The following is a 23,471-nucleotide window of genomic DNA, read 5'->3' as shown; positions in this document are numbered from 1 at the left end:
ACACACGGGAAAAATGCGCCTGATCTGAAAAGCCACAGTTAAAAGCAATATCCACCATCAATTTACGAGGATTATTGAGCATCTTCTTCGCCTGTTCAACTTAGTTTTAACATGCCATTTCCAGCCACTGGCTACACCAGCAGGAGTAACGATAATTTCATTTTTGTGATAGATAAAATCCCGATATTCTCCATCACGCCAATTTTCAAGACGATGAGGTTCTGCTCTCAAATTGAGAATAATATGATGTTGCTCATATTTATCGGTTGGCATTGAAGCAGGTTCTGCTTCAAAATACTCCAGAGTAAGTAAATCTGCTGCCATTGGACGCACTAAATTAGTACTTTGAATTAGTAAGGCTTACAGGGGTATATGTTTTGATAGTTAGACATTTAAACCATTGCTAGCTGTTTAAATCATACTAATTTGTTCAGCAATAATTTTAAATTACACGAGCGAGCTGTTACTGTTCCGTTATTAGCAAAAATAGCCTACTTTGATGGCTTTGCAGGTTGTTTTGTTTCCTGGTGTAAATCTGCAACTTTTCGGCGAATTTCGGGATTATAAAGACGGAGATAGTTCCAATAATTGCCAAACACCCCTTCAACATAATCTTTGGTTTCAGGAAAAGGTATTTGTTCGACAAAGCGATCGCGATCCTTGATATTGTATTGCTGTAGCCAAGAGTTAACATTACTTGTACCTGCGTTATAGCTCGCCACTGCCAGCAACGAGTCATCTTGATAACGTTGATGATTATGTTTGAGATACCATGTCCCAATTTTAATATTGTCGTCAGGATTGGTTAAAGAATAATTTGCTATTCCGATTTGTGCTGCCGCCCATTGAGCCGTAGGCGGGACAACCTGCATCAAACCCACCGCGCCAACGGCAGAATCAATAGTAGGGTTAAAGGTAGATTCTTTACGCATAACCGAAATTACCAAAAGAGGATTAATCTTATCCTGCTGGGTATTTTGCAGGATCTGAGTCTCGTAGGGAAAAGGAAACAAACTCTGCCAATAAGTCTTGGTTTGGCGTAAAGCTTTCCACTGCTCTAATTCTTGGGGCGTTTCTCGTTTAGTTAGATCCCAAATCTGCTTCATTCCCTGGCTATATTGACCTAGCTCTAATAACAGTACTCCTTCGGCAAACTGCTCGTTAACGGATGTTTGCTGAGGATGCTCAATTTCTGACTGTAGCAATAGCCAAGCATCATCATACTGTGCCAAAAAGTATAGTTCTTGTAGTGCAGCCGAACCCATTGGTAGTGGCTCATAAGTTTTAGTTAAGTCTAAAGTAGGAGCAAGAGAACGCAGTTGATTAAAATCTCCCACCTCCCACCTCAGCATAACCGTAGCCCGCCATGCCCAATAGGATTGAGGATAAAGCTTAATAATCTGTTGAAAGGTGGTTTTAGCTGCTTCTGGCTGATTTATTGCCATTGCCCATTTACCCGTTGTATAGAGAGCTTGAGCAGCAAAATCATACTCCTGATTTGATTTAACTACAGGCTGCATCCACTCCCAGGCATCTCGCTTATTACCTTGTGCTGCTAAATCTTGCGCTTTTTGCCAGCGATATTCCCCTGCTGAGTTGGAATTACTGTACTGATTGAGTAATTTTTGCCGAGCATCATTGGCAGCATCATACTTGCCAAATCTTTCATGGACGATCGCCTTAGAGCGATAAGCTTCAGGGGCAACTTCGGGAAACTTGGCGATCGCTTTTTCCAGATATACTACCGCTTCATCACCACTAGAGATACTAGCAAGATGAATTAAAGCCTGTCCCGCTTCTTGTGAGTCGTGATATTCTTGCAATAATCGCTGGTACGCACTTTGAGCGCTATCTAAATTGCCGTTACGATGGAATCCTCTGGCAGCGCGGTATAAATTACGGGGAATTGAGGGAGCGAAAATATAGGCATCGGCAGCTTTGCGATGTTCCTCATCTCGCCAATAGCCATCAGCGATCGCCTGCCAATCATCGGCAGTTAGTCTAGCGGCATATTTTAAGACGAGGCGATCGCGAATTGGATTTAAATCTTGAGCGCGACTAAATCTTGTCAACAATAGCAGTAGTTGATACTGATTGGGGTTTTGTTGCAGACGCTGACGAGCGATATTTTGGGTCAGAGGATGATAGGGAAACTGGCTGATTAATTGGGCTGATAGAGGTTGCTTTTTCGCTAGCAAGATTAGGGCATTGGCACTTAAGGGAGAATTAGGATAGTTTTTAATTAGATAGTTAAGAGTTTTTTCGGCTTGCTGTGGCTGATGATCTTGCCGATATGCTTGAGCGATTTTAAACAGAATTTGCGGACGCAGTAGCGGATAATTTTGGCTTAAATCTTGGAGATAATCTAGAGCCTGTTTACCTTTTCCCTGCTGAATTAAATCTGCTGCTAGTAAATAATGGGCGCGGTGGCGATCCCTTTGTTGTTGGGGCGATAAACCTCTTTCTGGCTGGTTGATTAGAGCAATTAATTGAGACTGTCGGGCAGTAGGAGTCAGCGATCGCAAACTGACTAAAGAAGATGTTTGAGTTTGTTGCCCAGACTTAAAGAATCGCGCCTGACAGCTACGCAAAGCAAACCAGCCCAAACTGCACAATAGCAATAGCGTCACCAGCTTATGCTGCTTTTTAAATGGAAATCTTTTTTTAGGGTGAAGTTGAGGTTGTTTAGGTCGCACGGGAGATTCTAGCATGAGGTCAACTAGGGAGAAGGGGGATTAGTTTTAGTTACAGGTAAGAGATAAAAGCTTGCCTAAATCTTTGAGCATCGGACAAATTTTTTACTTTATATACATACAATGTGTAATGCTCGGCTCGTTAAGCACAATGAATAGACTAACTAGGTTACTCAAGTTAAGGTTGCTCCAATAATCTGGAACTATGGTTACTTACTTTGCGTCAAATGTTCATAACTAATTTATAAAAAATAATATTTTTTGCCTAATCATGTTTAACGCAAAATATCCTAAAATAGCTACCTCTGGTCTAATGATTTTTGCTGTTTTGGCAGCGACAGTTGGTAGCTTTGCCAACATAACCCCAGCTCAAGCACAGTTATTTCCTGAATCAGAATCGAATCGAAATCGAGATTACACTCCCCCAAGCAGAAATCGAGACTACCCTTCCTCAACTAGAGATCGTATTGGGAACAACACCATTCCCAACGGGTTTGTCATTCCCGTCGAATATGAAGAAGAAAAAATTTTAGTGACTCCTGAAGAAACCGTTCCCATTACTTTGTTAGTGGCAGCTGATATTAAGGACAGCAGACGCAATATTTTGATTCCCTACGGCAGCGAAATCATGGGGGAAATTCAACCTAGTGACGATGAATCTGGGTCATTTTTTAGAGCAGATGAAATAGTATTTCCCGACGGTACAACTCAGTCAATTGACGCAGTTTCTGAAGTAGTAACCCGTAGAGAGACAGTTAAAGAAGGTGCCAAAGCTGGAGATATTCTGCAAGGTGCAGCCATTGGCGGTGCTGCGGCTGCGGTACTGTCGGAAATTTTTGGCGACATTGGCGCACTAGAAGTCTTGGGAGGAGCAGGAGCTGGCGCTCTGGCTGGAGTGTTGCTAGGGAAAAATGAAGTTGAATTAGTCTCCATTGACCCCAACAACGACTTGGATTTGACTTTACTTAACAGTTTGGCGGTGCGCTAAATCTTAAGTAATTTAGTTTTTGGTTACATTATTAAACAACTACAACTTTTAAACTTATTTATCTGACCCATACCCACATATAGCTATATGGTTGCGGAATCTAGCTCAGTTGAAAAATAAAGGTGACGAGATCTCCTTTGCCTAAAGCAATGCGATCGCCAGTTCTCAATCGATGGCGATTACCTTTTTGCAAGGGAGCATGGTTAACGTACGTACCATTAGAGCTGCCTGTATCCTCTACATAGTAGGTATCTCCTTCAATCCTAATATCAGCATGAACTCGTGATACTACCTCAGAATCAGGATATCCAGAAACATCAATATCAGGAGGAATTTGACCGTTTGGTTTACCAAAATGAACCACGTCTAGGCTTGATGGAATTTCGATAGTGGTGTTGCTTTGCAAATGCAGTAAACTCGCTCTTTGAATTTGTAGCTGCGTTGCGCCAGGCATTCCCGCCGAGCTAAAAGGTTGATTTCGTTCGGGAACTGAAGCTTTTGGAGTTGGAGGTTGATTCTTATGAATACTTTCCCCAGTTGCTTGACTATTTGCTGAAGGTTCAAATACCGATTCTGGAGTTTTCCCTTCTAAACCTAAATCAGGTATATCAGAGGGGAAAGGTGTAAGATCCTGATTAGAGATAGGTACAGGTTGGATAAATTGAGTTTCAGGAGGCTCTGCGCTCTGTTCAACTTCGGGAAATCCAAAAGGTAATTCTGAATTCTGAGCTATGGTTTGACTGTCATCATCTTGATCGTCCCAAGGACTCTGGATTGGTGATGACATTGCAGTTTCGGGTAACATCTCTGAATTATTCCTTGATAGAGGTAACTCGTCAGGGAGAGACACCTCTTCTTGGGAAAGATTAGGTAATGAACCAATGGCAGTTTCTTCTTCTAAGCCTACTGCGCTGGGAGAATTTTCGGCTTGCAAGTTAAAACCACATTGACCACAAAAAGTAGCATCTGTTTGTACTGAGGCTCCACAATTCGGACAACTAGTGGTAGCTGGCAGAGGAGTATAACAATTTTCACATTGCAAAGATCCTTCAGGATTTTGATGATTGCAACTGGGGCAAGTAATCATAGTGGTTTTAAAAGTAACTATTTCAATATTAACGACATAGATATTTTTTTTTCACTATACTACCGTAAGGTTCTGGTTGGTGAAAATGAACAAGTAAAAGTGTATTGATTTGATGAAGCTAATCATGCTCAGTCGTTCTTCCATATGGGTTTTGTAGCAAACATTTAAGTATTTGAGATCACGTTACTTTAGACTTTGGGGAAGAGTGATAGTGAAGGTTGTTCCTTGTTCTAACACACTCTCTACAGTAATATTTCCCTGATGATTTTCCACAATGGCTTTGGCGATCGCTAATCCTAAACCTGCTCCCGTAGGTGTATCTATCTGGCGCTGGGGCGAACGAGCAGGATCGGCACGATAAAAGCGATCAAAAATATGAGGTAATGCATCTTCGGGTATGCCTTTACCATTATCTTTAACTTTGACCTCTAATTTATGTTGACTATCTTCTCGAACTCTAATGGATTTGCTTGTAGGTTTGATTAAGGCCAACTCTACTTCTATGGAAGCTTCTGTTGCTTCTTGGCGCTCAGTATGTTCGATCGCATTAGCAATCAGGTTGGTAAACAAACGAGATAAATAATCCCAGTCACCTTGGACGGTAAAAATATCTTCTTCGTTAAGATTTTCGGTAGTAATCTCTGGTTCTACAATGCGGAGAGAAAGAAATAGTCCCTTTTGAGTCGCTGCAATTCTCTGTTCTTCAATGACATCGATTAATAAGGCATCTAAAGGTACGGCTTGCCAATCTAACTGAGCAATGCCACTATCTACACGAGCCAGGAATAATAAGTCATTAACTAATCTGCCCAATTTTTGAGTCAAGCGTTCAATGATCTGTAGCTGTCTTTGCTGTAGCTGAGGTTCCGCTTCTGGATAAGCTAACGCCATCTGGACATTAGTTTGAATAGTAGCAATGGGATTGCGTAACTCATGGGAAGCATCGGCAGTAAACTGCTTCAGGCTAGAATAAGATACCTGGATAGGCTCGATCGCAATACCCGATAACAACCAGCCAATTCCACCCACAGACAGAATCATCAGACTAATGCCAATAATTAAATCTCTAGTAAGCTGATTAATCGGCTTGGTCACTTCAAACCAAGGATGACTAACCCTTAAATAGCCCAAAACTCGATGCTCTAACTCCACTTTCTGGACAATCTGGCGCAAAATGCGATCGCCTGTTAGATAAACCGTCTCACCAGTACGATTAGGATGAAGAGGATAGTCAATTGGCTGGGCAAAAGTAGACCACAATAACTCTTGTTGAGGATTAAACCATTCCAAATCAATATGATCGTCTTCTAAATTATCAACATTCTGATTAAAGCTAGCATCAATATTTACGCCATATCTACCCTTTGTTTCTGCTAATGGCTGAATGACTAAAGAGCGATCGACTACCTCCACCACATGCTTTAAGGTGTCATCAATGCGATCAACCAAAGTCGTACGAACATAAAAATATACGCCGACGGCAAATAATAAGAGCAGCACCGCCGTTACTGCGGTGTACCACAAAGCTAACCGACGACGAGTAGACTGGAATAATAAATTCATTTCCGTATATGGTATACCACTTCGCCTAGAGACTTGAGGACTTGAGGACTTGGGGAACTTCCTCTACCTCTCCTACTTGTGACCCCGTGAGACTCAGGCTTTAATTTGAATTCCTGTAGTAGCCAGCTTTGTCACCCAAAATTGTAGCTGGGGATCGGCTATTTGACTTTTCACTTGCTGCTGCACTGCGATCGCTTTAGCTTCTGATGCACACAGAGCAAACACAGTCGGGCCAGATCCCGACATCATAGTGCCTAAAACATTTTGAGCAGCAAAAGCAGCCTTCAGCTGGGCTACTTGAGAATAGGTGGGCAAGACCACTTTTTCTAAATCATTATGGATTAATTTACCAATTTCCGAGTTATGATGATGGGCGATCGCTTTAACTAAAGATCCAGAACTTACTTTAGCAGTGCGAGCAGCAATTCTTGCCTGATCGGATATATAGGTTTCGCTGTATTGTTGTCGATAGGTTTGGTATGCCCAAGGAGTTGAGACGCTAATATTGTCATATTTAGCCAAAACCACCCACATATTGCCTAAAGGTTGGAGATCATCAAGTTTTTCTCCTCTACCCGTGGCGATCGCCGTTCCGCCAGAGATACAAAAAGGAATATCAGAGCCTAATCCCGCAGCTAAATCCTGCAATTCTGGTTGAGCCAACCCTAATTTCCACAGCAGATTAATACCTACTAGTACCGCTGCCGCATTTCCCGAACCACCAGCCAAACCCGCAGCCACGGGAATATTTTTTTCAATTCTAATACTTACTCCACCGTAGTTAGCATACATCTGGGGAAAAGTATCACACATCAATCGAGCAGCGCGATATGCCAGGTTAGTCTTATCCGTAGGCACTTGAGGATGATCGCAGTAAATCTGAATCTTTTGAGTATCACTAGGCTGAATATCAAGCCGATCTGCCAACCCAACACTTTGCATAATCATGACTAACTCATGAAAGCCATCAGGGCGATCGCCAATGATTTCTAAGTAAAGATTAATCTTCGCTGGCGCAATTAAGGAATAAGATTGCATATCACTAGAGACAGTATACTCACCTGACCTAATATATAGCGATTATGTACTATATCCACAATTAATATACAAACCTATATCCGACATCATACTGGTCTTGCTGGCGTAAATATCCATATTTTTCATTCCATAACCCACTTGCCAAATCTACTCGTAGGCGAGATAGTCCCTCTTTGAGATCATCAGCATCCATCTTGGCAAATGAAGAGATTCCAGCGCGAATCTGGCGATCAAGATAAAGCTCTGGTCGCGCCCAACCTACCGCTGCAAAGGAATCTGATAAGTCGTTTGGCAATGGAAAAGGAATAACATTCACAGAATTAACTACAATCGATTGAATTTCATCGATCAACTCTGGAATTGGTAAAAATGTAGTTTCAACGTCTTTAATCAGGGAGGGAAAATATTCGGTCAACCAAAAACTAGAAATCATTGCTGGATCATAAGTAAACAAAACTATTTGTCCATTACCTACAACCCTATGAATTTCCCGTAGTGCTTGTCGAAAATCTGTGAAATGGTGGAAAGCAAGCATGACAATAGCTGCGTCTACTGCTTGATCGAATAAAGGCAAGTTGTCAGCAGATCCATTAATCCATTCAACAGCAGGATGAGCGATCGCTTGACTACGCATCATTGCTGACGGTTCAATTGCTAAAACGTTATACCCATAATCTGCTAAAACTTGCGCGTAAGAACCCGTACCAGCACCAATATCTGCAATGGTATGAGCTTTTGAGGATGCCAAAATCTCTAGCAATTTTCCAGCGATTCGCGGATCGCTTCTTCTCGTTTGAGCGTAGGTTTTGCCAATCACGTCGTAGAGTACCATTCCACCTCCTCAAATTTCTATTGCTTCTTAAATCATCTAATCCTAATAGATAAATAGAGTTATGCTAATATTTTCTTCAAGATTATAGTCATTTTAATTAATTTCAGAGATGGTTACTTTGTATTAATGATGATGGTAAATCTTACTTGTTACTTGTTACTTGTTACTTGTTACTTGTTACTTGTTACTTCGTTATAAGATCGCATCATTACAATAAGCTCAACATGCTGATATGTTTTCTCTTCCTCCTCCCCGTGAAATACTACAAACCTTATTGCCCCATTTACGAGTAGCTGCGGGTTACGCACGACAAATCCAAGCCAAGATTGCTTCCCTACCCGCCAAAGATGTTGGGGATAATATCTTATCAGCAGCCTTAACCGATGCGGATCTTTCGATTCAAACTATGGTGGAGGTAGCTTTACTGGGAACATATCCCGATCTGGCTTTTTATGGCGAAGAATATGAACAATCTCGCAATACTAAATACTTTTCCTCGACGAAGTTAAGGACAAATAACTATCTGATTACTTTAGATCCAATTGATGGGACAAAATATTATCTTGATGGTTTTGATAATTATCAGATTATACTTAGTGTTTTAAATATTGATAGCTGTGAGGCGGTGATTGCCATTTCTCCTGCTCAAGACTGCTACTACTACGCAATCAAAAATGAAGGAGTATATCAGGGCAATCTTCAACAAGATTTAGATGATTGCAGTCGCTTAAATATTATTCATCCTGCCCCTGTCATTTTCTTAGGTTGGGGTATGGCACATTTAACCTCTGCTTTAAAAGATAAATATCAAGTAATCGATATCGAGAATTGCTATTCTTCTACTGTCAAATTTCCCAACTATAACGGCATCTTTACAGGAGAGTTAAGCGGCTGGATTACCAAACGAGGTAAATTTATTGATAGTGCAGCCCTGGCATTTATGGCACAAGAAAACGGCTGTATTGTTACAGGATTGGACGGTTTACCTTTGCCTCCTTTACAAACCTGCCAAGACTATAGTTATAATGGCGCGATCGTCGCTAGAAATACTCAATTACATCAAGATTTGTTAGCAGTCTGTCAAGACGAGCCTCTACTGCATCAATAATCAAATCTAATTGTCTTTAATCACTTTTGGGAGTAAGCAACAAATTATGGGTCTAGTGGAGTTTGTTTACCTGATGTTATCTATTTCCTTCAGTGTGGCAGGGCAATTGTGTTTAAAGCTAGGGGCAGCGAAGTTAAATGAGATCTCTGCTTCTAATCTATTTGAGAGAATAATCGCCATTTTTTTGATTCCTGAATTAATTTTAGGTTTAACCTTTTATGGTGTGGGGGCGATCGCCTATATTTTACTCTTGACTAAAGTCGATCTCAGTATGGCGGCTCCAGCAGTTTCTCTAGTCTATGTTTTCTCGGTTTTGTTGGGCTATTTTTGGTTTAACGAAATGATTCCCCTCACCCGCTCATTTGGTTTAGGGTTTGTGGTTTTAGGAGTGATGTTAATCACCTTGAAGTAAAGAAATTGCAGTAAAGAAAAATTTCTATAATTTAATTGATTGAAATTTATAGGCTCGGGCAAGTTTACTATCGAAAGACCAGGCACTTATTGCTAGGGCATTGGGGGGAATTAGTTCTGCAGAAAATTTTTTACTCCAACCCGAATGGAGATATTCTTTTTTCCCTATAGCATGCCATACATCTTCTCTCATTAATTCAGGTTTGACGATCGCAAAAGGATGATCAACCGCGTCTGCTGTTTGATATGCCAAAATTACCGCATGGGCAGGGGTGTTATACAGAGGCAGAACAGACCAACCTGAAGCAGTATAGGAATTATCTTGACCAACGGTAAGACTGTCAAAGAAGCCATAGGAGATTTGGGGTAAATTATCTCGACTGATATCGCTGAGACGATCGCTGACAAGCAAACTTGGTTGAAGCAACCCCATACTGTTTAGTTGATTGGCGCGCTCGAATACTTCAGCAAAATTGGGGTAGATATATCTTTCAATACAGGCTTGATCTGGAACAACGTTAATTAGACTTAAACAAGATTTTCCGAAGAGGCGCTCTTGGTGAGTAACACTAAAGGCTTTTATTCCATAGATAAAATTGAAGGGATAAAGTAGTAGCATCGCCACGATGAAAATTTTTACCATCAAGTTGATGATCTGTCGATAATTTCGCTGAATAGCCTCTGGCTGATGGTTAACTTCTTGATTAATAATTGCAATTAGATAAATTAGAGCAACCAAGCCATAAGTCGAGAAAGTCACATATCTCGATTCTAAGGACTGTTCGATGCCAAAGCCGAGTCGTCCCGCAGTAGTTATAACAGCACTGATTAATGTATAACTTAAAATACTTAACCAAGGAACAAGATGGTAGATGAGCAACTTATTGTGGTTGATTTTGAGGAGATACCAACAGATTGAAGCAATCAACAAACATATTACTATGCCCAAAATTAGACTGAGGATTAGCTGACGAACTGCTAAAGGAGAACCAAGAAAGGATAGATAATAGGCGATCGCCTTAAATGGTTGAGTAAGAGCAACCATAATACTAGGATGATGACCTGGACGATGATAGTCGTGAAAATAAACTGTCACATTGAGGCTAAATAACAATAGCCATCCTGTAGTTATCCAAATTAAAGAACGACGATTTTTGCTGGCGACTAAATATAAGGCGGGAAAAATGACCACCCAGCTAATAATGCCGTTGGCAAAGCAGAAAGTAGCAAAGGTAGCAAGAGCAGCACTGCTCAATAGCTTAATAACGATCGGGTTAGCCGCATATATAATTACTAAAGCAGAAGTGATAGTGGCAATAGGAATGAATGTAATCATCTGTAATCCCCACAGCCAGTTTTCCCGCTGCATAGGACTAAAAATGAGCATACTAGCCAAAGTTAAACAAGTTAACCTATAGCCATCAGAGCTTTTAAGAGTATGTTTACTGAGATAATAAAGATTAAAAGTAGTCAGACAAGATAATAAAAAACTGATGAGCATTCCATACTGAGTATTCCAATTTGTTGTCAACCGAGATAGATAAATGAACAGTAATCGAGGGAAAAACTTACGACTTTCATTATGTTGACTAAATAAGTGTTCCCAACTAAGCTGACCAAAGTTAAATTGAACTAATGTAGAGCCTGGTGTAACCCATTCATCCCAAAATGGGCAATCAACCCCATATTTCCAGAGTAAAAAACCTAATATAACAGCAGGAATGACAACCAGTAATTTAAAGAGAAATTTTTTCACGTTTTTGATGCTCCAGATTATGGAAGCCTTGAGTTTCTCTAATTAGGTAATAAGGTCTTTGTTTCACCTCATCATAGATACGAGCAATATATTCGCCGATAATGCCTAAAAAGATTAGCTGAACTCCCCCCATAAAGAAAGTAGTAGTCAATCCATAAGCCCAGGATAGGAGAACTTTACCCAAAACAAATTTGACATATAGCCCCGATAAACCGATGACAAAAGAAACGATCGCCGAAATTAAACCGAATATCGTCGCAATTTTGAGGGGAATGGTGGAAAAAGAGAAGATCCCATCAAAAGCAAGTTTACATAGCTTGCTTAGAGTAACCTTAGGTTGCCCATGATATCGAGAGCCTCTTTCTACGACAACTCCTGTCTGTTTAAATCCCGCATAAGCCCTCAATCCACTCAAGTAGCGATTCCGCTCAGGCATCTGACATAAGGCTACGACCACTTGACGATCCATCAGCGAAAAAATACCTGCATCGATGGGCAGTTTCATCCCTGAAAGAAAATTGAGCAGACGATAGAAGCCCACAAAGGCTAATCTTTTTAACCAAATTTCTTTGCGTTTTTCCCTAACTGCATAGACTACATCGTATCCTTGCTGCCACTTAGCAATAAACTGAGCGATCGCCTGGGGAGAATCTTGAAGATCTCCATCCATTAAAATAACTGCTTTGCCTGTAGCTTTTTCAATCCCTGCCGTTAAGGCTGGTTGATGTCCAAAATTACGAGAAAGACGAATTAATCTAACTTCAGGATGGGCTTGATGTAGCAACAGTAAGCGATCGTAAGAATCATCATTACTACCATCATCGATAAAAATGACTTCACAAGTATCATTAAGTTCATCAATTACAGCTTTTAATTGTCGCCATAGCTCAGGCAAGGTTGCTGCTTCGTTAAAGATGGGGATGACTATGGAATAAGTAACTAGCTTATCCAACATAAATAATCAGCATATAAGCCCCTACTAGTAATTGAAACTACAAAATATCATCCTAAGTTAAATTGAGCGGATTGTTATTGTCAAGTATTTTAGTCTACAATTCTCGCAACTTTTGGTTGGATTGGGATTGCAGCAGGAGTCGCGATTATAGATTTTTGCTCATTTTTACTAGGTGAAGATATTTGTTGCTAACTCTTGGTAATTCCCACCCATTTTTTGACTTGAAACCAGCGACTACGAAGCTTCCAAAACTTACTCGTTTCCATAGCCTCAATCAGCGCTTTTGCCTCTCTTAGCTGAACCATGGCACAGTTTTCAGTGCTGATTTCTATAGATCGCGGCATCCCAAAAACAGTGTCTAGATCTTGGTATTGTTCAATAAGTTTGACAAATTTTTTCTGAAAATACTGCACCAATATATCAGTATAGATATTGGTAGTGTTGATCATTGAAGTTGGATGAACACGATAAGAACTGACAATTCGCGGAACTAACTTAGCACTATAACCAGATTGAGCTAGGTTGAGCCATAGATCATAGTCTTCCCATCCCGACCAAGCAACCAGCATCAGTTCGGTAGAATAACCACCTACTTTGAGCAAAATATCTTTTTTAAACATTGCCATGGCATCGATATAAGGACCACTAAGTAATTCCCTCACATCCCACTCATAAAAAGAGTTTAGCCCAACACCTTTTCCTGTTTTGTTGCAAAAGCAATTAATAATGCCATATACAGCAGCACAACCCGATTCATTAATTCCCTGATATAAAATTTCTAAGCAATTTGGATAAATCCAGTTATCTGCATCCAAAATAAAGACAAAAGGAGCGCGAGCCATTTTTAACCCACAATTACGGGCATCAGCTAGACCAGTATTGTAGATTTTTTTTACCAGGCAAATTGGGGTGTCAACCTGGTGAATATATTCTTCTACCAAGCTTGCGGACTTGTCGGTAGAACAGTCATCAATAACTAAAACATCAAAGCCACCAGGTAAACGATCTTTGATTGTGGCGCAGACACTATCTAAGCATTCTTGAATGTATTCTGAATAATTATAGAGGGTGATGATCACTGTAACGCTGGGATCAAAACAGTTGTCGAAGGCTGCATTGGCTGACAAAACCCAAGGATCTTTTCCTAAAAAAGAACAGAGTTTGGACATTTCTAGCCTTGTTCCCATAATGTTTCGTTGGGCAGAATTGATACTTTCCATGCTGGCTATACCCTTTGAAGTTCAACGATGTGTTCAGTTTGCTGTTCTAGTTTTTGTAAGATAGATTGGCAAAGGATGGTGCTATTGAATTCTTGGGTGACAAATTGATAGGCTTCATTGACAATGGTGAGTCGCTCTGATTCATGTTCGAGATAGTACTCGCATTGAGTAGCAATGTCATCTAATTCGGTAACGATTAAATGTTTGCCGTTGACGAGGGGTTCAATATAATCACTGGTTTCCGAGATCACTAGGCAGCCATTAGCGATCGCCATAATCACGCGCAACCATTCAAAATAAGTGTTGTCATTGGCATGAACGTTGACCAAAATTTTACAGGAGCGCAGTAAACGATTGCGCTCATGGTCGGCAAAAAAACCTTTGGTATGGGAAAACTTGGGCTTCTCTAAACGAGTAATCACAATATTACTGTTGTATTGATTAAATAGAGCTGCATTTTGAGATAAAAACAATTCTCGCTTATGAGAAATGCTGCCAAGGAAGAGGAGGTCAAATTTGCGCTCAGGTAGATTGTGGGGATCGATACCTGCTTCAAAACATGAGGCATAGCCCAAGGGTGCATGAATAGTAAAAATTCCCCGTTTGCGATATTCGAGGGCAGTATGTTCTGTAATATCTAACACGCCTTGAGAAGAAGACGCTCGCTTGCAAGCCATTTCGAACCAGTGGGTAAGGGGCTGTTCTGCACTGAGCATATATACAGCCTTTAAAAAGTCTTTGATTTTTTCTCCAGGTTTCAGCCTAGAGTCAAGAAATAGATTAAAAAACTCATGAGGTGCAATGACTATCTGAATTAGCCCTGGTTCTGGATCAGTAGAGGGGCGCTGATCGATCTTAATCTGAGACTCAACACCATTACTTTTGAATCCTTCATGGAAGATCTCGGCAATCTCAATCATGAAATGATTTCCTAAAGATGTCACGAACAGACGAACTGTATTGATCGATTGTTTGTTAATTATCATATCTCCGTATTACTGGGTTACTCTAACGATTCAGGTTGAAAAAAAAGCTTGAACTTGAGCCACTTACTGCGAAGCTGCCAGAATTTACTAGTTTTCATCCACTGGATAGTAGCGATCGCTTGCTTGCCCTGTTCAAGATTCTGCTCAAGCTCAGATTTTAACTGCTGAATATTATTTTGACTCTGCTCAAGCTCCGATTGTAATTGCTGGGTTGTCTTCTGACTCTGTTCAAGCTCCGATTGTAATTGCTGGGTTGTCTTCTGACTCTGTTCAAGCTCCGATTGTAACTGCTGGGTTGTCTTCTGACTCTGCTCAAGCTCCGATTGACTGATTTTTGACTCTTGGAGCAGTTGACCATAGCGATTTTGACAATCCACTAATCTTTCTTCGACAGAACTAGGAACGGCTCTAATTACAAATTGCAGAGTATCAATATCTTCATCTTGCTGCATTTTTTCAATCATCTCGCGATCAAAATCATTGAGATTAATGTGAGGAACTAAATTATTATTAGCTAGCAACGGTAATTTTGTTCTTTCAAGATTTTTTAATAAATATCCAGAATTTTCTACTAAATCTTGAACAGTTTTTCTAGTAAAAAATCTTAGGTGAGTATTATCTAAGATGCCTAATTCTGTGTATTCAAACTTTCCTTGTAACAGAGACAGCCGAATTGCTCCATGGGCGATATTCGGGATCGAAGCCACTATATATCCATCTTTTTTTAAAATTTGTCGGGTATCTCGCAGTACTTGCCAAGGATCGCGCAGATGCTCTAAAACATCACCAAAAATAGCTACATCAAATTGGCGATCGCCTAATATTTCCTGAACAGAAACAAAATCTAAGTCGGCAACGATTACTTCTTGACAATACTGCTTTGCAGCCGAAGCTGCCTCTGAATTAATTTCAACACCTGTCACCAGACATTGTTTTTGACTCAACAGATGAGCAAAATAACCAGTCGCACAACCAAAATCTACTACCTGTTTATCATTGCCAATTAAGCCTAGCATTTTGGTTAAACTACTATTTTCATCTAATAAAGATTCTTCTAGCTCAGGATAGCTTTTATGCCCAATCGTATCCATATTTGCACAATTTATATAGTTTATACTGACATACTTGACTAAGTACAATTAGATCTTGAGTTGATAGTCGCCATTGCTTTTACTTAAATTGGGATTATAACAGGGATCGCGAGCGCAGATTTGCGACCATTTTTGCTGCATATAATTAATTTCCTGGGCAAAACGGGCTTTTTTGACTGGAGTATCTTCATAACCTCGGCTTTTAGACTCATAGTGATATAAAACTACGTGGGGAAGGTAAACATTACGATAACCGTGACTAATCAGCTTGAGACAAAAATCAATATCATTAAAAGCGATCGCCAATTCAGTTTCAAAACCCCCTACTAACTCAAATACTTCTCGACGGCACATTAGACAAGCAGCAGTAACTGCGGAATAATTATTAGTTGAAACCAATTGAGATATATAACCCGATCCCGAAGCAGGAAAATCTTTATGGCTGTGTCCTGCTACACCACCAATGCCTAAAATTACTCCCGCATGTTGAACGGTAAGATCGGGATATAGCAACAGACTACCCACTGCGCCAATAGATTGTCTTTGACTCTGTTCCACCATCGCTTTAATCCAGTCTGGAGTAAGGATCTCCGTATCATTATTCAAAAATAACAAATAATCTCCTTGAGCTTGCTTCACAGCATAATTATTGATCTGGGAATAATTGAACGGTGCATCGTAATAGTAGGAACGAAAACGTGTAGGTTCTTCTTGCTGCCAATATTTCAAACATTGAGCGGTTTTCATCTCCACACTGCCATTATCAATCACGATTACTTCGTAGTTAGGATAGATTGTTTGTGAAAAGATAGATTTGAGGCAGTTATCTAAAATATCGGCGAGATCTTTGGTCGGAATGATAATGCTGACTAGTTTGCAGTCAGGAATGTGATAGCGAACGGTATATACCCCAGCAAAATTAGGGTTAATTACTACCTTACCTGGTTCTTGACGGCGAGTAATTGCCTCCTGAATAGCCTTTTGAGCAGCAAGAGCAGCATAGGGCTTCGCATTTGCATCTGCTGCCGTAGACTGAGGATGAATGCGCCAATGATATAGTATTTGAGCTAGATGAAATATGTGGTTAGTTTTCTCAGTTAGTCGTAGTACTAAGTCATAATCCTGACTGCCTTCAAAGCCAACCCGAAAGTTACCTACTTGCTCGACTAAGGAGCGTCGATAAACCCCCAGATGGCATGTATACATGCGCGACAAGAGGGAATCAGGACACCAATCTGGTTTAAAAAAGGGAGTCTGGTGGATGTTTTGCCCATCAATTTTATCTTCATCTGAGTAAATAAAATCTGCTTGAGGATGTTGGTTTAATAGTTTAACTATTTCACTCAAAGCATGGGGCGCTAGTCGGTCATCGTGATCTAACAGGACAATATATTCTCCTGTGGCAATTTCTAAAGCAGAATTGGAAGCTCGACAAATATGCTGATTTTGCTGATGGTAAACTACTTTAATTCGCCGATCTTGTTGGCAATAGGCTGCTAGAATAGTTTTGACATAGGGTTTACTTGAGCAATCATCCACTAAACAAAGTTCCCAATGAGGATAAATTTGCTCTAACACAGAAGCGATCGCCTGCTCCAAGAATTTTTGTTCGGGATTATAGACTGGAACAATAATGCTGATTAAAGGTTGGTAAGCTAATGCGCAGATCTGGGTTTTAATGGTGTCAAAATCTTGAGGACGAGGATAATATTTTCTGAGCCATCGTTGATATTGGATGTCATTACTTATATTCGGTTCATTAGTAATCAGGGCAAAATAATAAGATAATTTCGAGCTAGTTTTGCGGATTGCCTTTTTTAATTGAGGTTTATAAGGAATATAGCGCTTCAACTTACGAGCATATTCTAAAATGTTTGCTACAAATGGCATGGCTGGCAGACTAGGAGATAGTTTATCTTGATCATTCTTTTTTGTATTTCAGATAACTCGTGATACTGAATTCACTTAGCAAAGGTAATGTTTAATTTCTGCGCAAAAATTTGGTGATGAAATCTAAATAACTAATACTTGTTACTCGTTACTCGTTACTCATTACTCAATTTTTCAAGTAACCTATATCAAACGGATTTAGTATCAGTACTAGCTTGAAAATTTATTGATTAACTTGAGGCAAAGATGAAGTAATGCCTGTAGGGTCAACACATTCAAGATACTGCTCAATCACATCTGAAGTCTGACCAATCATTTTGACTCGTCCCTGTTCCATCCAAATAACCTTGTGACAGTTCTCACAAATCATGTCCATTGAATGAGAAACCAGTAAAATTGTGACATCATCTTGCCAAAAATCTTTCATTCTTTGGCTACACTTGTTTTTAAAGCTAATATCCCCCACCGACAGTACTTCATCGAGGATCAAGATATTGGGAGTAACATCAGTAGCGATCGCAAATCCTAAACGAGCTGTCATACCTGAAGATAGACCCTTGACAGGAATTGAAGCATAGGTTTCCAATTCGGCAAATTCTAAAATATCCTTGACTCTTGACCTCATTTCTAACTGAGAATAGCCCAGCATAACTCCATAAAGAATAATATTGTCGATTACCGTTAATTCTGTGTCAAATCCTGCCCCTAGTTCAATCAGCGGAGCAACTGCACCCTTGACCCGCACTGTTCCCGTGGTAGGCTGTAAAATACCTGAGATTAGCTTGAGCATAGTAGATTTACCCGAACCATTCGCGCCAATAATCCCGACTTTCTCACCACAATTAATTGTTAAATCAATGTTGTCAATCACCATTTTTTTGGCAGGCTGACGATATTGACCGTTAAATAAGGAGAAGATCGTTTTCTTTAAATCATAGGAAAACTCTTCTTGAGTTCTGCGCCAGAGGGAAACCCCATCCAATCTGATTGATTCTTGTATCATATCTATCTACAACAAATCCATAAACTGAGAACGCCAACGAGAAAATGCCATTAGTCCAAGAGTTATTAAAACTAAACCACTAGCCAGACTATGAGTAATTAAAGTTAAATCGGGTAGGTTTCCCGATAAGGCAATCTGACGAATACTTTCAATAATTGGCAGGATCGGATTAAAAATTAAAAATTGTCTGACTGTAACTGGGACAATATCAGGAGGATAAAAAATTGGCGAACTCATAAAGAGAACAAAGATCAGCAATTCATAAAAATAAGGTAAATCGCGAAAAAATACATATAGTCCGCTCATCAACAAACCAACCCCCGTGCAAACTAAAATCAAGGCTGTCAGGGGCAAGAATAAAGCGATCGTGTTAATCAGGCTATGAGATATAGCTAGGGTAACAATAATTAATAAAGGTAAAGTACCTAACAGTAGCTGAAATACATTTGCCCCAATAGCTGCTAGGGGAAATACAGCTAAAGGAAGCCGAATTTTGTTCACCATCGCCCCATTTTCCACAACGCTACTCAAAGCCATCGCCGTTGAGGCGGAAAAAAAATTGATTACCACCAAACCAGTAAATGCAGCCAAAATATAATTTAGATTAGAGTTGTCGTAGTATTCAGCAAACTCAGGGCCAAAGATTGCGGCATATAGCCCCGTCATTGCTAAAGGATTGAGTAAAGACCAGTAAATACCCAAAAAAGAACCGCGATATCTTCGTTTGAGACTGCGCCTAATCAATACCAACAGTAGCTCTCGATACCAGAGTAAATTGTTATTTTGTTGCTTATTTAAAAAAGATTTCACCATATATGAACTGCTATAGCTGTCTCGTATGGAGTGTATTCCTTAATTCGTCTCATGACAAGAAAATTAGCGATCTTTACTTAATTCATTTTTCCTGAAGATCGCTGTTTGCCTTTGCTATATTCAATCAAAATCAGAAACACAAGTTAATTGGTACTACTTTTTATCACTCATCATTCATTCCTCATCGTTTTGCCGATTTCTCAAAACACACCTTAATTAATTGGAATGACTATAGTTACTCTGGTAACTTATACTGAGCAACAATTTTTTTCGCATATTCGGGGACATGCTGCTCTAATTTCTGGGGATAGTTGCGTTTTAAATGGAGATAGTTACGGGTAAAGTGAGAATCAATGGAAAAACGCGCATATTCTAGTCCTTTGGGTCCAATTTGTTCAATTACTACTCCCATCAATTTAGCAGCCCACATGGGCAAGGTTACCCCCTTGTCGTAGGCAGGAATACTTTGCTGTACAGCCTGATGGCGATCGCCTTTTGACATTACTGGTTGAGTGTCTAGCTGATCTCTAACTAGATCTAACATTTCTTTGCCTGTCTGGTTACGCACCACAATCCACTGCCACCCAAAAGGCGCACCCATATAGCCCACCACTAAATCAGCCAGAGAATTAACGTAATCAAAGCAACTCATACAAGAAGGGGCAAAGACATCTTTAAGCTGATTGGTTTTTAAACCAAAGAACGGCACTTTTTCGATTGAACCATCTTCATGCTTAAAGTGAATGCGAAAATCCTGCATAAACTCATAATGTACAACTGTTTCAGGAGATCTACTAGTAGTATCGAGGAATTTTTGCAGACCCTGGCGACTAACATTATCCACACAGGGTGTACCCAAAATATAAAGTTTTTCTAAGCCTAGTTCTTGCTCCACTGCTCGCAGAGCCTGAATTTGACAGCCAACACCAATTACTAAAAGGCGCTTCAGACCTGATTGCTCAATCTGCTCTAGGACATTAAGATTAGGCGAAAGCGTGGGCTTATTGACCTTAGCAGCCAAAACCTCGGCGGGGGTTCTGGCAATGACAGGGAAAGGTTGAAAACGATCTTCGGCGGTGTTTTGTACACAGACAACCCCTTCTACCAAGCCCTGTTCTAACATCTGACAGGCGATCGCACTGACGATTCCCGTCCATTGCGCTCCCTCAATCGGCTGTTGTTTGCGAGCCGCCATCATTTCTTGGCTAACCCCAAAATACAGATCATCTTGATTATCTAAGTTTCGACTACGCCCATGTGCCAATATTTCTAATTCAGCAATCTGTTGATTGAGAAAAGCACAGGCATCTTTAACATAATGCACATAGTAGGTATCACAAAGCCCGCACTCGCTACAGAGTTCCTTGGCAGGACGGCGACTACCAGGTTTTAAGGCTTTGGCTTTTTTGTGAGCAGAAACAGTCATATAGCAAGAAATTCATTAGGCAATAACTGTCAGATTAAAACAATAGCTATTGGTAGTACAACTGTTGCAAAGTTTCGTAATGGAACTTGCCGTAATAGGTAGTAGGTAGTAGGTAGTCCTAAAGGATACCCTAAAGGATTAGCGCCTGGGGGCGCGTCCCGCTTCGCATATAGGTAGTAGGGAAAAAACTTATTGCTCATTACTCCAAACTTGCTCACCCATCATTAATTAATTGACAAAGCATTAGTTTTTAATTAGTTTTTAAAATTGATAAGAAAACCCTAAAGACACCACTGGATAAACACCTAGCAGATCTAGTTCGTCATTAAGCTCTTCTTCCTCATTTTCTAATGTTTGATCGGCAGCAGCTTCCACCTCTTCTCGAAGTTCTGCGGGTATCTCAGCAGAAAAATTACTAGTCACTGTAGCTTCAGGAGAACCACCAAATACTACTCCCAAATTCCACCAAAATCCTAATCCTTTACCTGCGCCTACTGCATTGCCTCCCCCAATTCCCACATAGGGAGCAGCAGCGTCGTTAATATCAATATCGGCATCAATAGTGGCTAACCCGTCAATATTTAAATCTCGAATATCAATATTCTCTCCATTAAGTTCAACTTCCCCTAGTTCATCGGCAACTCGGTCAGAAACATCTGCCGTACCTTCGATATTATTATTGCCTAAAATTAACCCCGCGCTGAGTCTAAAGCCAGAACTTCTAAATGGCTGAATATCAATCAGGGTAGAAACATTAAATAAATTTAAGTCTCCTTCGTAGTCAAATTCTGTTTCATTAACATCGATACCCGTTGTAAAAGCATTGACTCCTACCCTGGCATTAAAATTAGGAGTAATTTTGCGAATTATACTCCCGCCAAGTCCCAAGGTACTCACTTCGGGAACAATTGCCCAACCGCTTTTGGAATCGGGAGTGCTGCTTTCAACTTGTGGTACAGGAATCTCAACAGGATTATTCTCTACTCCAGGTTCAGTAGCAGGAGTCACCCCTGAGCATTTAGAATTGTAAGGATAATTTTGGCAGAATCGATCCAAATCTAATTCTCTTTGGGCTAATCGTTCCCTCGCTTGAGTTGTCCAAGTAAACTGACTCCCAAATGATGGTGATAATAAATCTTGGGCTTGAGTCGAAACTGATGGTTGAGTTGAAGTGATTGGCTTAACTTGATTGGCTTTAGTCTGATGCGCATTTCCTGACTCTGCTATTGCAGGTTGGGCTACAAAGCTAATCAAACCTAGACAGAATCCTAGGGAACTTTGGATTACGGAAGTGTGTACCTTATTAGTCTTCACAAAATAATTACTCTAAGTTTAGTCTTATTTAAATTACCATTAATTGTTTTTTTGGCGTTGGTAAATTAAATAAAAAAGCTCAAAGCTAAGAAGCTCAAAGCTAGATACGAAAACGAACCAGTCAACTTTAATATTTAGTTAACCTTTAAAACTGATAGGAAAGTCCGAAAGACAACACTGGATAAATACCCATAATGTCTAATGCTTCGTTAAGGTCTTTTTCTTCATCTTTAAGCGCTTCATCGGCTGCTGCCACCACTTCCTCTCGAAGTTCTGTGGGGATATCTGTCGAAAAATTACTCGTCACTTCGGCATGAGGAGAACCACTAAATACTACTCCCAAATCCCACCAAAATCCTAATCCTTTACCAGGCTTGACGGCATTACCACCTCCAATACCTAGATAAGGAGAAACACCTTCATTAATCTCAATATCAGTATCAATAGAAGCCAAGTTTTCAATATTCAAGTTCCGAATATCAATGTCTTGACCGCCAATTTCCACTGTCCCTAGTTCATTAGCAACTCGTTCAGAAACATCTGCCGTCCCCTGAATGTTATTATTACCAAAGACCAAGCCACCACTAAGTCTTAAGCCAACCTTTTTAAACGGTTGATAATCAACCAGAGTAGAAACATTAAACAAATTCAAGTTTCCTTTATATTCATATTCTGTTTCATTGACATTGATATCTCTGCCAAAGTTATTGATGCCCAATCTCGCATTTAAATTAGGAGTGACTCTTTTGACTACATGTCCTCCAATTCCCAAAGTACTTATTTCGGGAACAATTGCCCAGCCACTTTTTTTCTGAACAGTGTTAACTTCAGCTTGTGGAGTAGGAGCTACCCTAGAGGCATTTTCTAAATTTCTAGGCTCTTGAGCAGGATTTACTCCGAGACATTTTGAGTTATGGGGATAACTTTGGCAAAATTGAGACAAGTCTAATTGTCTTTGGGCAATGATCGACTTGATTTGCTCACTAGAAGGCGAAGTTAACAAACTTTGAGCTGAAGTTGCTTGATCAAATCGATCTTCTAGAGTCCGATTTTCTTTGACTGATTCTGCTCTGACAGGTTGAGAGACACAACTGATTAGACCTAGACAAAACCCAAAAAAACCCTTAATTACAATAGGATTTAAGCTATTAGTGTTCACGAATATTAATTCAAATAAATTTGGATTTATTCAAATTAACATCGATTTTTTTGTTTGTAATGCATCTGTAGACTTCGATGTACGTGAATCTAACGAGTCGCCGAATTGAATGTTGAGGTTGGAAAAAAGAGTAGGAAC

At 40.1% G+C, this 23,471-nt stretch carries 20 protein-coding genes; 3 read left to right on the top strand and 17 right to left on the bottom strand.

Annotated elements, in window-relative coordinates; genetic code table 11:
* Positions 1-57: 57 nt before the first annotated feature.
* Positions 58-324, bottom strand: coding sequence for a hypothetical protein (locus C7B62_RS03790; RefSeq protein ID WP_106233280.1), 267 nt, complete (start codon positions 322-324; stop codon positions 58-60).
* Positions 325-491: 167 nt separating this feature from the next.
* Positions 492-2,711, bottom strand: a complete 2,220-nt coding sequence (locus C7B62_RS03785) for a transglycosylase SLT domain-containing protein (protein ID WP_106233279.1) — start codon at positions 2,709-2,711, stop codon at positions 492-494.
* A gap of 253 nt (positions 2,712-2,964) precedes the next feature.
* On the opposite strand from C7B62_RS03785, the gene C7B62_RS03780 reads away from it, so the two are divergent.
* Positions 2,965-3,681, top strand: a complete 717-nt coding sequence (locus tag C7B62_RS03780; RefSeq protein WP_233219801.1) for a hypothetical protein — start codon at positions 2,965-2,967, stop codon at positions 3,679-3,681.
* A 100-nt stretch (positions 3,682-3,781) separates the two neighbouring features.
* On the opposite strand, the gene C7B62_RS03775 is transcribed toward C7B62_RS03780, so the two are convergent.
* The 4 genes from C7B62_RS03775 to C7B62_RS03760 form a co-directional block, all read right to left on the bottom strand.
* Entirely contained in the window at positions 3,782-4,768 is a 987-nt protein-coding gene (locus tag C7B62_RS03775) for an FHA domain-containing protein (RefSeq protein WP_106233278.1), read from the bottom strand.
* 183 nt (positions 4,769-4,951) lie between these two features.
* Positions 4,952-6,331, bottom strand: a complete 1,380-nt coding sequence (locus tag C7B62_RS03770) for a cell wall metabolism sensor histidine kinase WalK (protein WP_106233277.1) — start codon at positions 6,329-6,331, stop codon at positions 4,952-4,954.
* A gap of 93 nt (positions 6,332-6,424) precedes the next feature.
* The gene (gene ispE, locus C7B62_RS03765; RefSeq protein ID WP_106233276.1) at positions 6,425-7,369 is read right to left on the bottom strand and encodes a 4-(cytidine 5'-diphospho)-2-C-methyl-D-erythritol kinase; all 945 of its coding nucleotides are present in this window, start codon (positions 7,367-7,369) and stop codon (positions 6,425-6,427) included.
* A gap of 61 nt (positions 7,370-7,430) precedes the next feature.
* The gene (locus C7B62_RS03760) at positions 7,431-8,201 is read right to left on the bottom strand and encodes a class I SAM-dependent methyltransferase (RefSeq protein ID WP_106233275.1); all 771 of its coding nucleotides are present in this window, start codon (positions 8,199-8,201) and stop codon (positions 7,431-7,433) included.
* Positions 8,202-8,433: 232 nt separating this feature from the next.
* Here C7B62_RS03760 and C7B62_RS03755 point away from each other — a divergent pair, with 232 nt between their 5' ends.
* Positions 8,434-9,309 (top strand): inositol monophosphatase family protein, encoded by an 876-nt coding sequence (locus C7B62_RS03755; protein ID WP_106233274.1) that lies wholly within the window; start codon positions 8,434-8,436, stop codon positions 9,307-9,309.
* A gap of 10 nt (positions 9,310-9,319) precedes the next feature.
* Positions 9,320-9,721, top strand: coding sequence for an EamA-like transporter family protein (locus C7B62_RS03750; protein WP_233219800.1), 402 nt, complete (start codon positions 9,320-9,322; stop codon positions 9,719-9,721).
* A gap of 24 nt (positions 9,722-9,745) precedes the next feature.
* Here C7B62_RS03750 and C7B62_RS03745 read toward each other — a convergent pair whose 3' ends face one another.
* The 11 genes from C7B62_RS03745 to C7B62_RS03695 all read right to left on the bottom strand — a co-directional run bounded on the left by C7B62_RS03745 (position 9,746) and on the right by C7B62_RS03695 (position 23,333).
* A complete protein-coding gene (locus C7B62_RS03745; protein WP_106233273.1) occupies positions 9,746-11,476 on the bottom strand; it encodes a hypothetical protein in 1,731 nt (576 codons plus the stop codon).
* Positions 11,457-12,431, bottom strand: coding sequence for a glycosyltransferase family 2 protein (locus tag C7B62_RS03740; RefSeq protein WP_106233272.1), 975 nt, complete (start codon positions 12,429-12,431; stop codon positions 11,457-11,459). The genes C7B62_RS03745 and C7B62_RS03740 overlap by 20 nt, the downstream gene beginning before the upstream one ends.
* Positions 12,432-12,619: 188 nt before the next feature.
* Positions 12,620-13,651 (bottom strand): glycosyltransferase family A protein, encoded by a 1,032-nt coding sequence (locus C7B62_RS03735; RefSeq protein ID WP_106233271.1) that lies wholly within the window; start codon positions 13,649-13,651, stop codon positions 12,620-12,622.
* 5 nt (positions 13,652-13,656) lie between these two features.
* On the bottom strand, positions 13,657-14,571 hold the full coding sequence (locus tag C7B62_RS03730; RefSeq protein ID WP_158260622.1) for a glycosyltransferase: 915 nt from the start codon (positions 14,569-14,571) through the stop codon (positions 13,657-13,659).
* An 83-nt stretch (positions 14,572-14,654) separates the two neighbouring features.
* Positions 14,655-15,728 carry a class I SAM-dependent methyltransferase gene (locus C7B62_RS03725; RefSeq protein WP_199194051.1) on the bottom strand — a complete coding sequence of 358 codons (1,074 nt, stop codon included), beginning with the start codon at positions 15,726-15,728 and terminating at the stop codon, positions 14,655-14,657.
* Positions 15,729-15,776: 48 nt separating this feature from the next.
* Positions 15,777-17,618 (bottom strand): glycosyltransferase, encoded by a 1,842-nt coding sequence (locus tag C7B62_RS03720; protein WP_106233269.1) that lies wholly within the window; start codon positions 17,616-17,618, stop codon positions 15,777-15,779.
* Between the two features lie 223 nt (positions 17,619-17,841).
* Positions 17,842-18,621, bottom strand: a complete 780-nt coding sequence (locus C7B62_RS03715) for an ABC transporter ATP-binding protein (RefSeq protein WP_106233268.1) — start codon at positions 18,619-18,621, stop codon at positions 17,842-17,844.
* Positions 18,622-18,627: 6 nt separating this feature from the next.
* Positions 18,628-19,434: an ABC transporter permease gene (locus C7B62_RS03710; RefSeq protein ID WP_106233267.1), complete on the bottom strand. Its 807-nt coding sequence runs from the start codon at positions 19,432-19,434 to the stop codon at positions 18,628-18,630.
* Positions 19,435-19,669: 235 nt separating this feature from the next.
* Complete coding sequence (locus C7B62_RS03705; RefSeq protein ID WP_106233266.1) at positions 19,670-20,860, bottom strand: Coenzyme F420 hydrogenase/dehydrogenase, beta subunit C-terminal domain; 1,191 nt, start codon at positions 20,858-20,860, stop codon at positions 19,670-19,672.
* A 261-nt stretch (positions 20,861-21,121) separates the two neighbouring features.
* Positions 21,122-22,174 (bottom strand): hypothetical protein, encoded by a 1,053-nt coding sequence (locus C7B62_RS03700; RefSeq protein WP_146132041.1) that lies wholly within the window; start codon positions 22,172-22,174, stop codon positions 21,122-21,124.
* A gap of 145 nt (positions 22,175-22,319) precedes the next feature.
* Positions 22,320-23,333, bottom strand: a complete 1,014-nt coding sequence (locus tag C7B62_RS03695) for a hypothetical protein (protein WP_106233264.1) — start codon at positions 23,331-23,333, stop codon at positions 22,320-22,322.
* Positions 23,334-23,471 lie beyond the last annotated feature (138 nt).

It is taken from the genome of Pleurocapsa sp. CCALA 161 (assembly GCF_003003995.1).
GTDB lineage: Bacteria > Cyanobacteriota > Cyanobacteriia > Cyanobacteriales > Xenococcaceae > Waterburya.
This window is presented reverse-complemented; position numbering and strand designations above follow the sequence as displayed.

What these genes read in the sequence shown, in the direction of transcription:
- C7B62_RS03790 (WP_106233280.1), bottom strand. Translation starts at nt 324, where the DNA reads ATGGCAGCAGATTTACTTACTCTGGAGTATTTTGAAGCAGAACCTGCT.
- C7B62_RS03785 (WP_106233279.1), bottom strand. Translation starts at nt 2,711, where the DNA reads ATGCTAGAATCTCCCGTGCGACCTAAACAACCTCAACTTCACCCTAAA.
- C7B62_RS03780 (WP_233219801.1), top strand. Translation starts at nt 2,965, where the DNA reads ATGTTTAACGCAAAATATCCTAAAATAGCTACCTCTGGTCTAATGATT.
- C7B62_RS03775 (WP_106233278.1), bottom strand. Translation starts at nt 4,768, where the DNA reads ATGATTACTTGCCCCAGTTGCAATCATCAAAATCCTGAAGGATCTTTG.
- C7B62_RS03770 (WP_106233277.1), bottom strand. Translation starts at nt 6,331, where the DNA reads ATGAATTTATTATTCCAGTCTACTCGTCGTCGGTTAGCTTTGTGGTAC.
- ispE (WP_106233276.1), bottom strand. Translation starts at nt 7,369, where the DNA reads ATGCAATCTTATTCCTTAATTGCGCCAGCGAAGATTAATCTTTACTTA.
- C7B62_RS03760 (WP_106233275.1), bottom strand. Translation starts at nt 8,201, where the DNA reads ATGGTACTCTACGACGTGATTGGCAAAACCTACGCTCAAACGAGAAGA.
- C7B62_RS03755 (WP_106233274.1), top strand. Translation starts at nt 8,434, where the DNA reads ATGTTTTCTCTTCCTCCTCCCCGTGAAATACTACAAACCTTATTGCCC.
- C7B62_RS03740 (WP_106233272.1), bottom strand. Translation starts at nt 12,431, where the DNA reads ATGTTGGATAAGCTAGTTACTTATTCCATAGTCATCCCCATCTTTAAC.
- C7B62_RS03735 (WP_106233271.1), bottom strand. Translation starts at nt 13,651, where the DNA reads ATGGAAAGTATCAATTCTGCCCAACGAAACATTATGGGAACAAGGCTA.
- C7B62_RS03730 (WP_158260622.1), bottom strand. Translation starts at nt 14,571, where the DNA reads ATGATTGAGATTGCCGAGATCTTCCATGAAGGATTCAAAAGTAATGGT.
- C7B62_RS03725 (WP_199194051.1), bottom strand. Translation starts at nt 15,728, where the DNA reads ATGGATACGATTGGGCATAAAAGCTATCCTGAGCTAGAAGAATCTTTA.
- C7B62_RS03720 (WP_106233269.1), bottom strand. Translation starts at nt 17,618, where the DNA reads ATGCCATTTGTAGCAAACATTTTAGAATATGCTCGTAAGTTGAAGCGC.
- C7B62_RS03715 (WP_106233268.1), bottom strand. Translation starts at nt 18,621, where the DNA reads ATGATACAAGAATCAATCAGATTGGATGGGGTTTCCCTCTGGCGCAGA.
- C7B62_RS03710 (WP_106233267.1), bottom strand. Translation starts at nt 19,434, where the DNA reads ATGGTGAAATCTTTTTTAAATAAGCAACAAAATAACAATTTACTCTGG.
- C7B62_RS03705 (WP_106233266.1), bottom strand. Translation starts at nt 20,860, where the DNA reads ATGACTGTTTCTGCTCACAAAAAAGCCAAAGCCTTAAAACCTGGTAGT.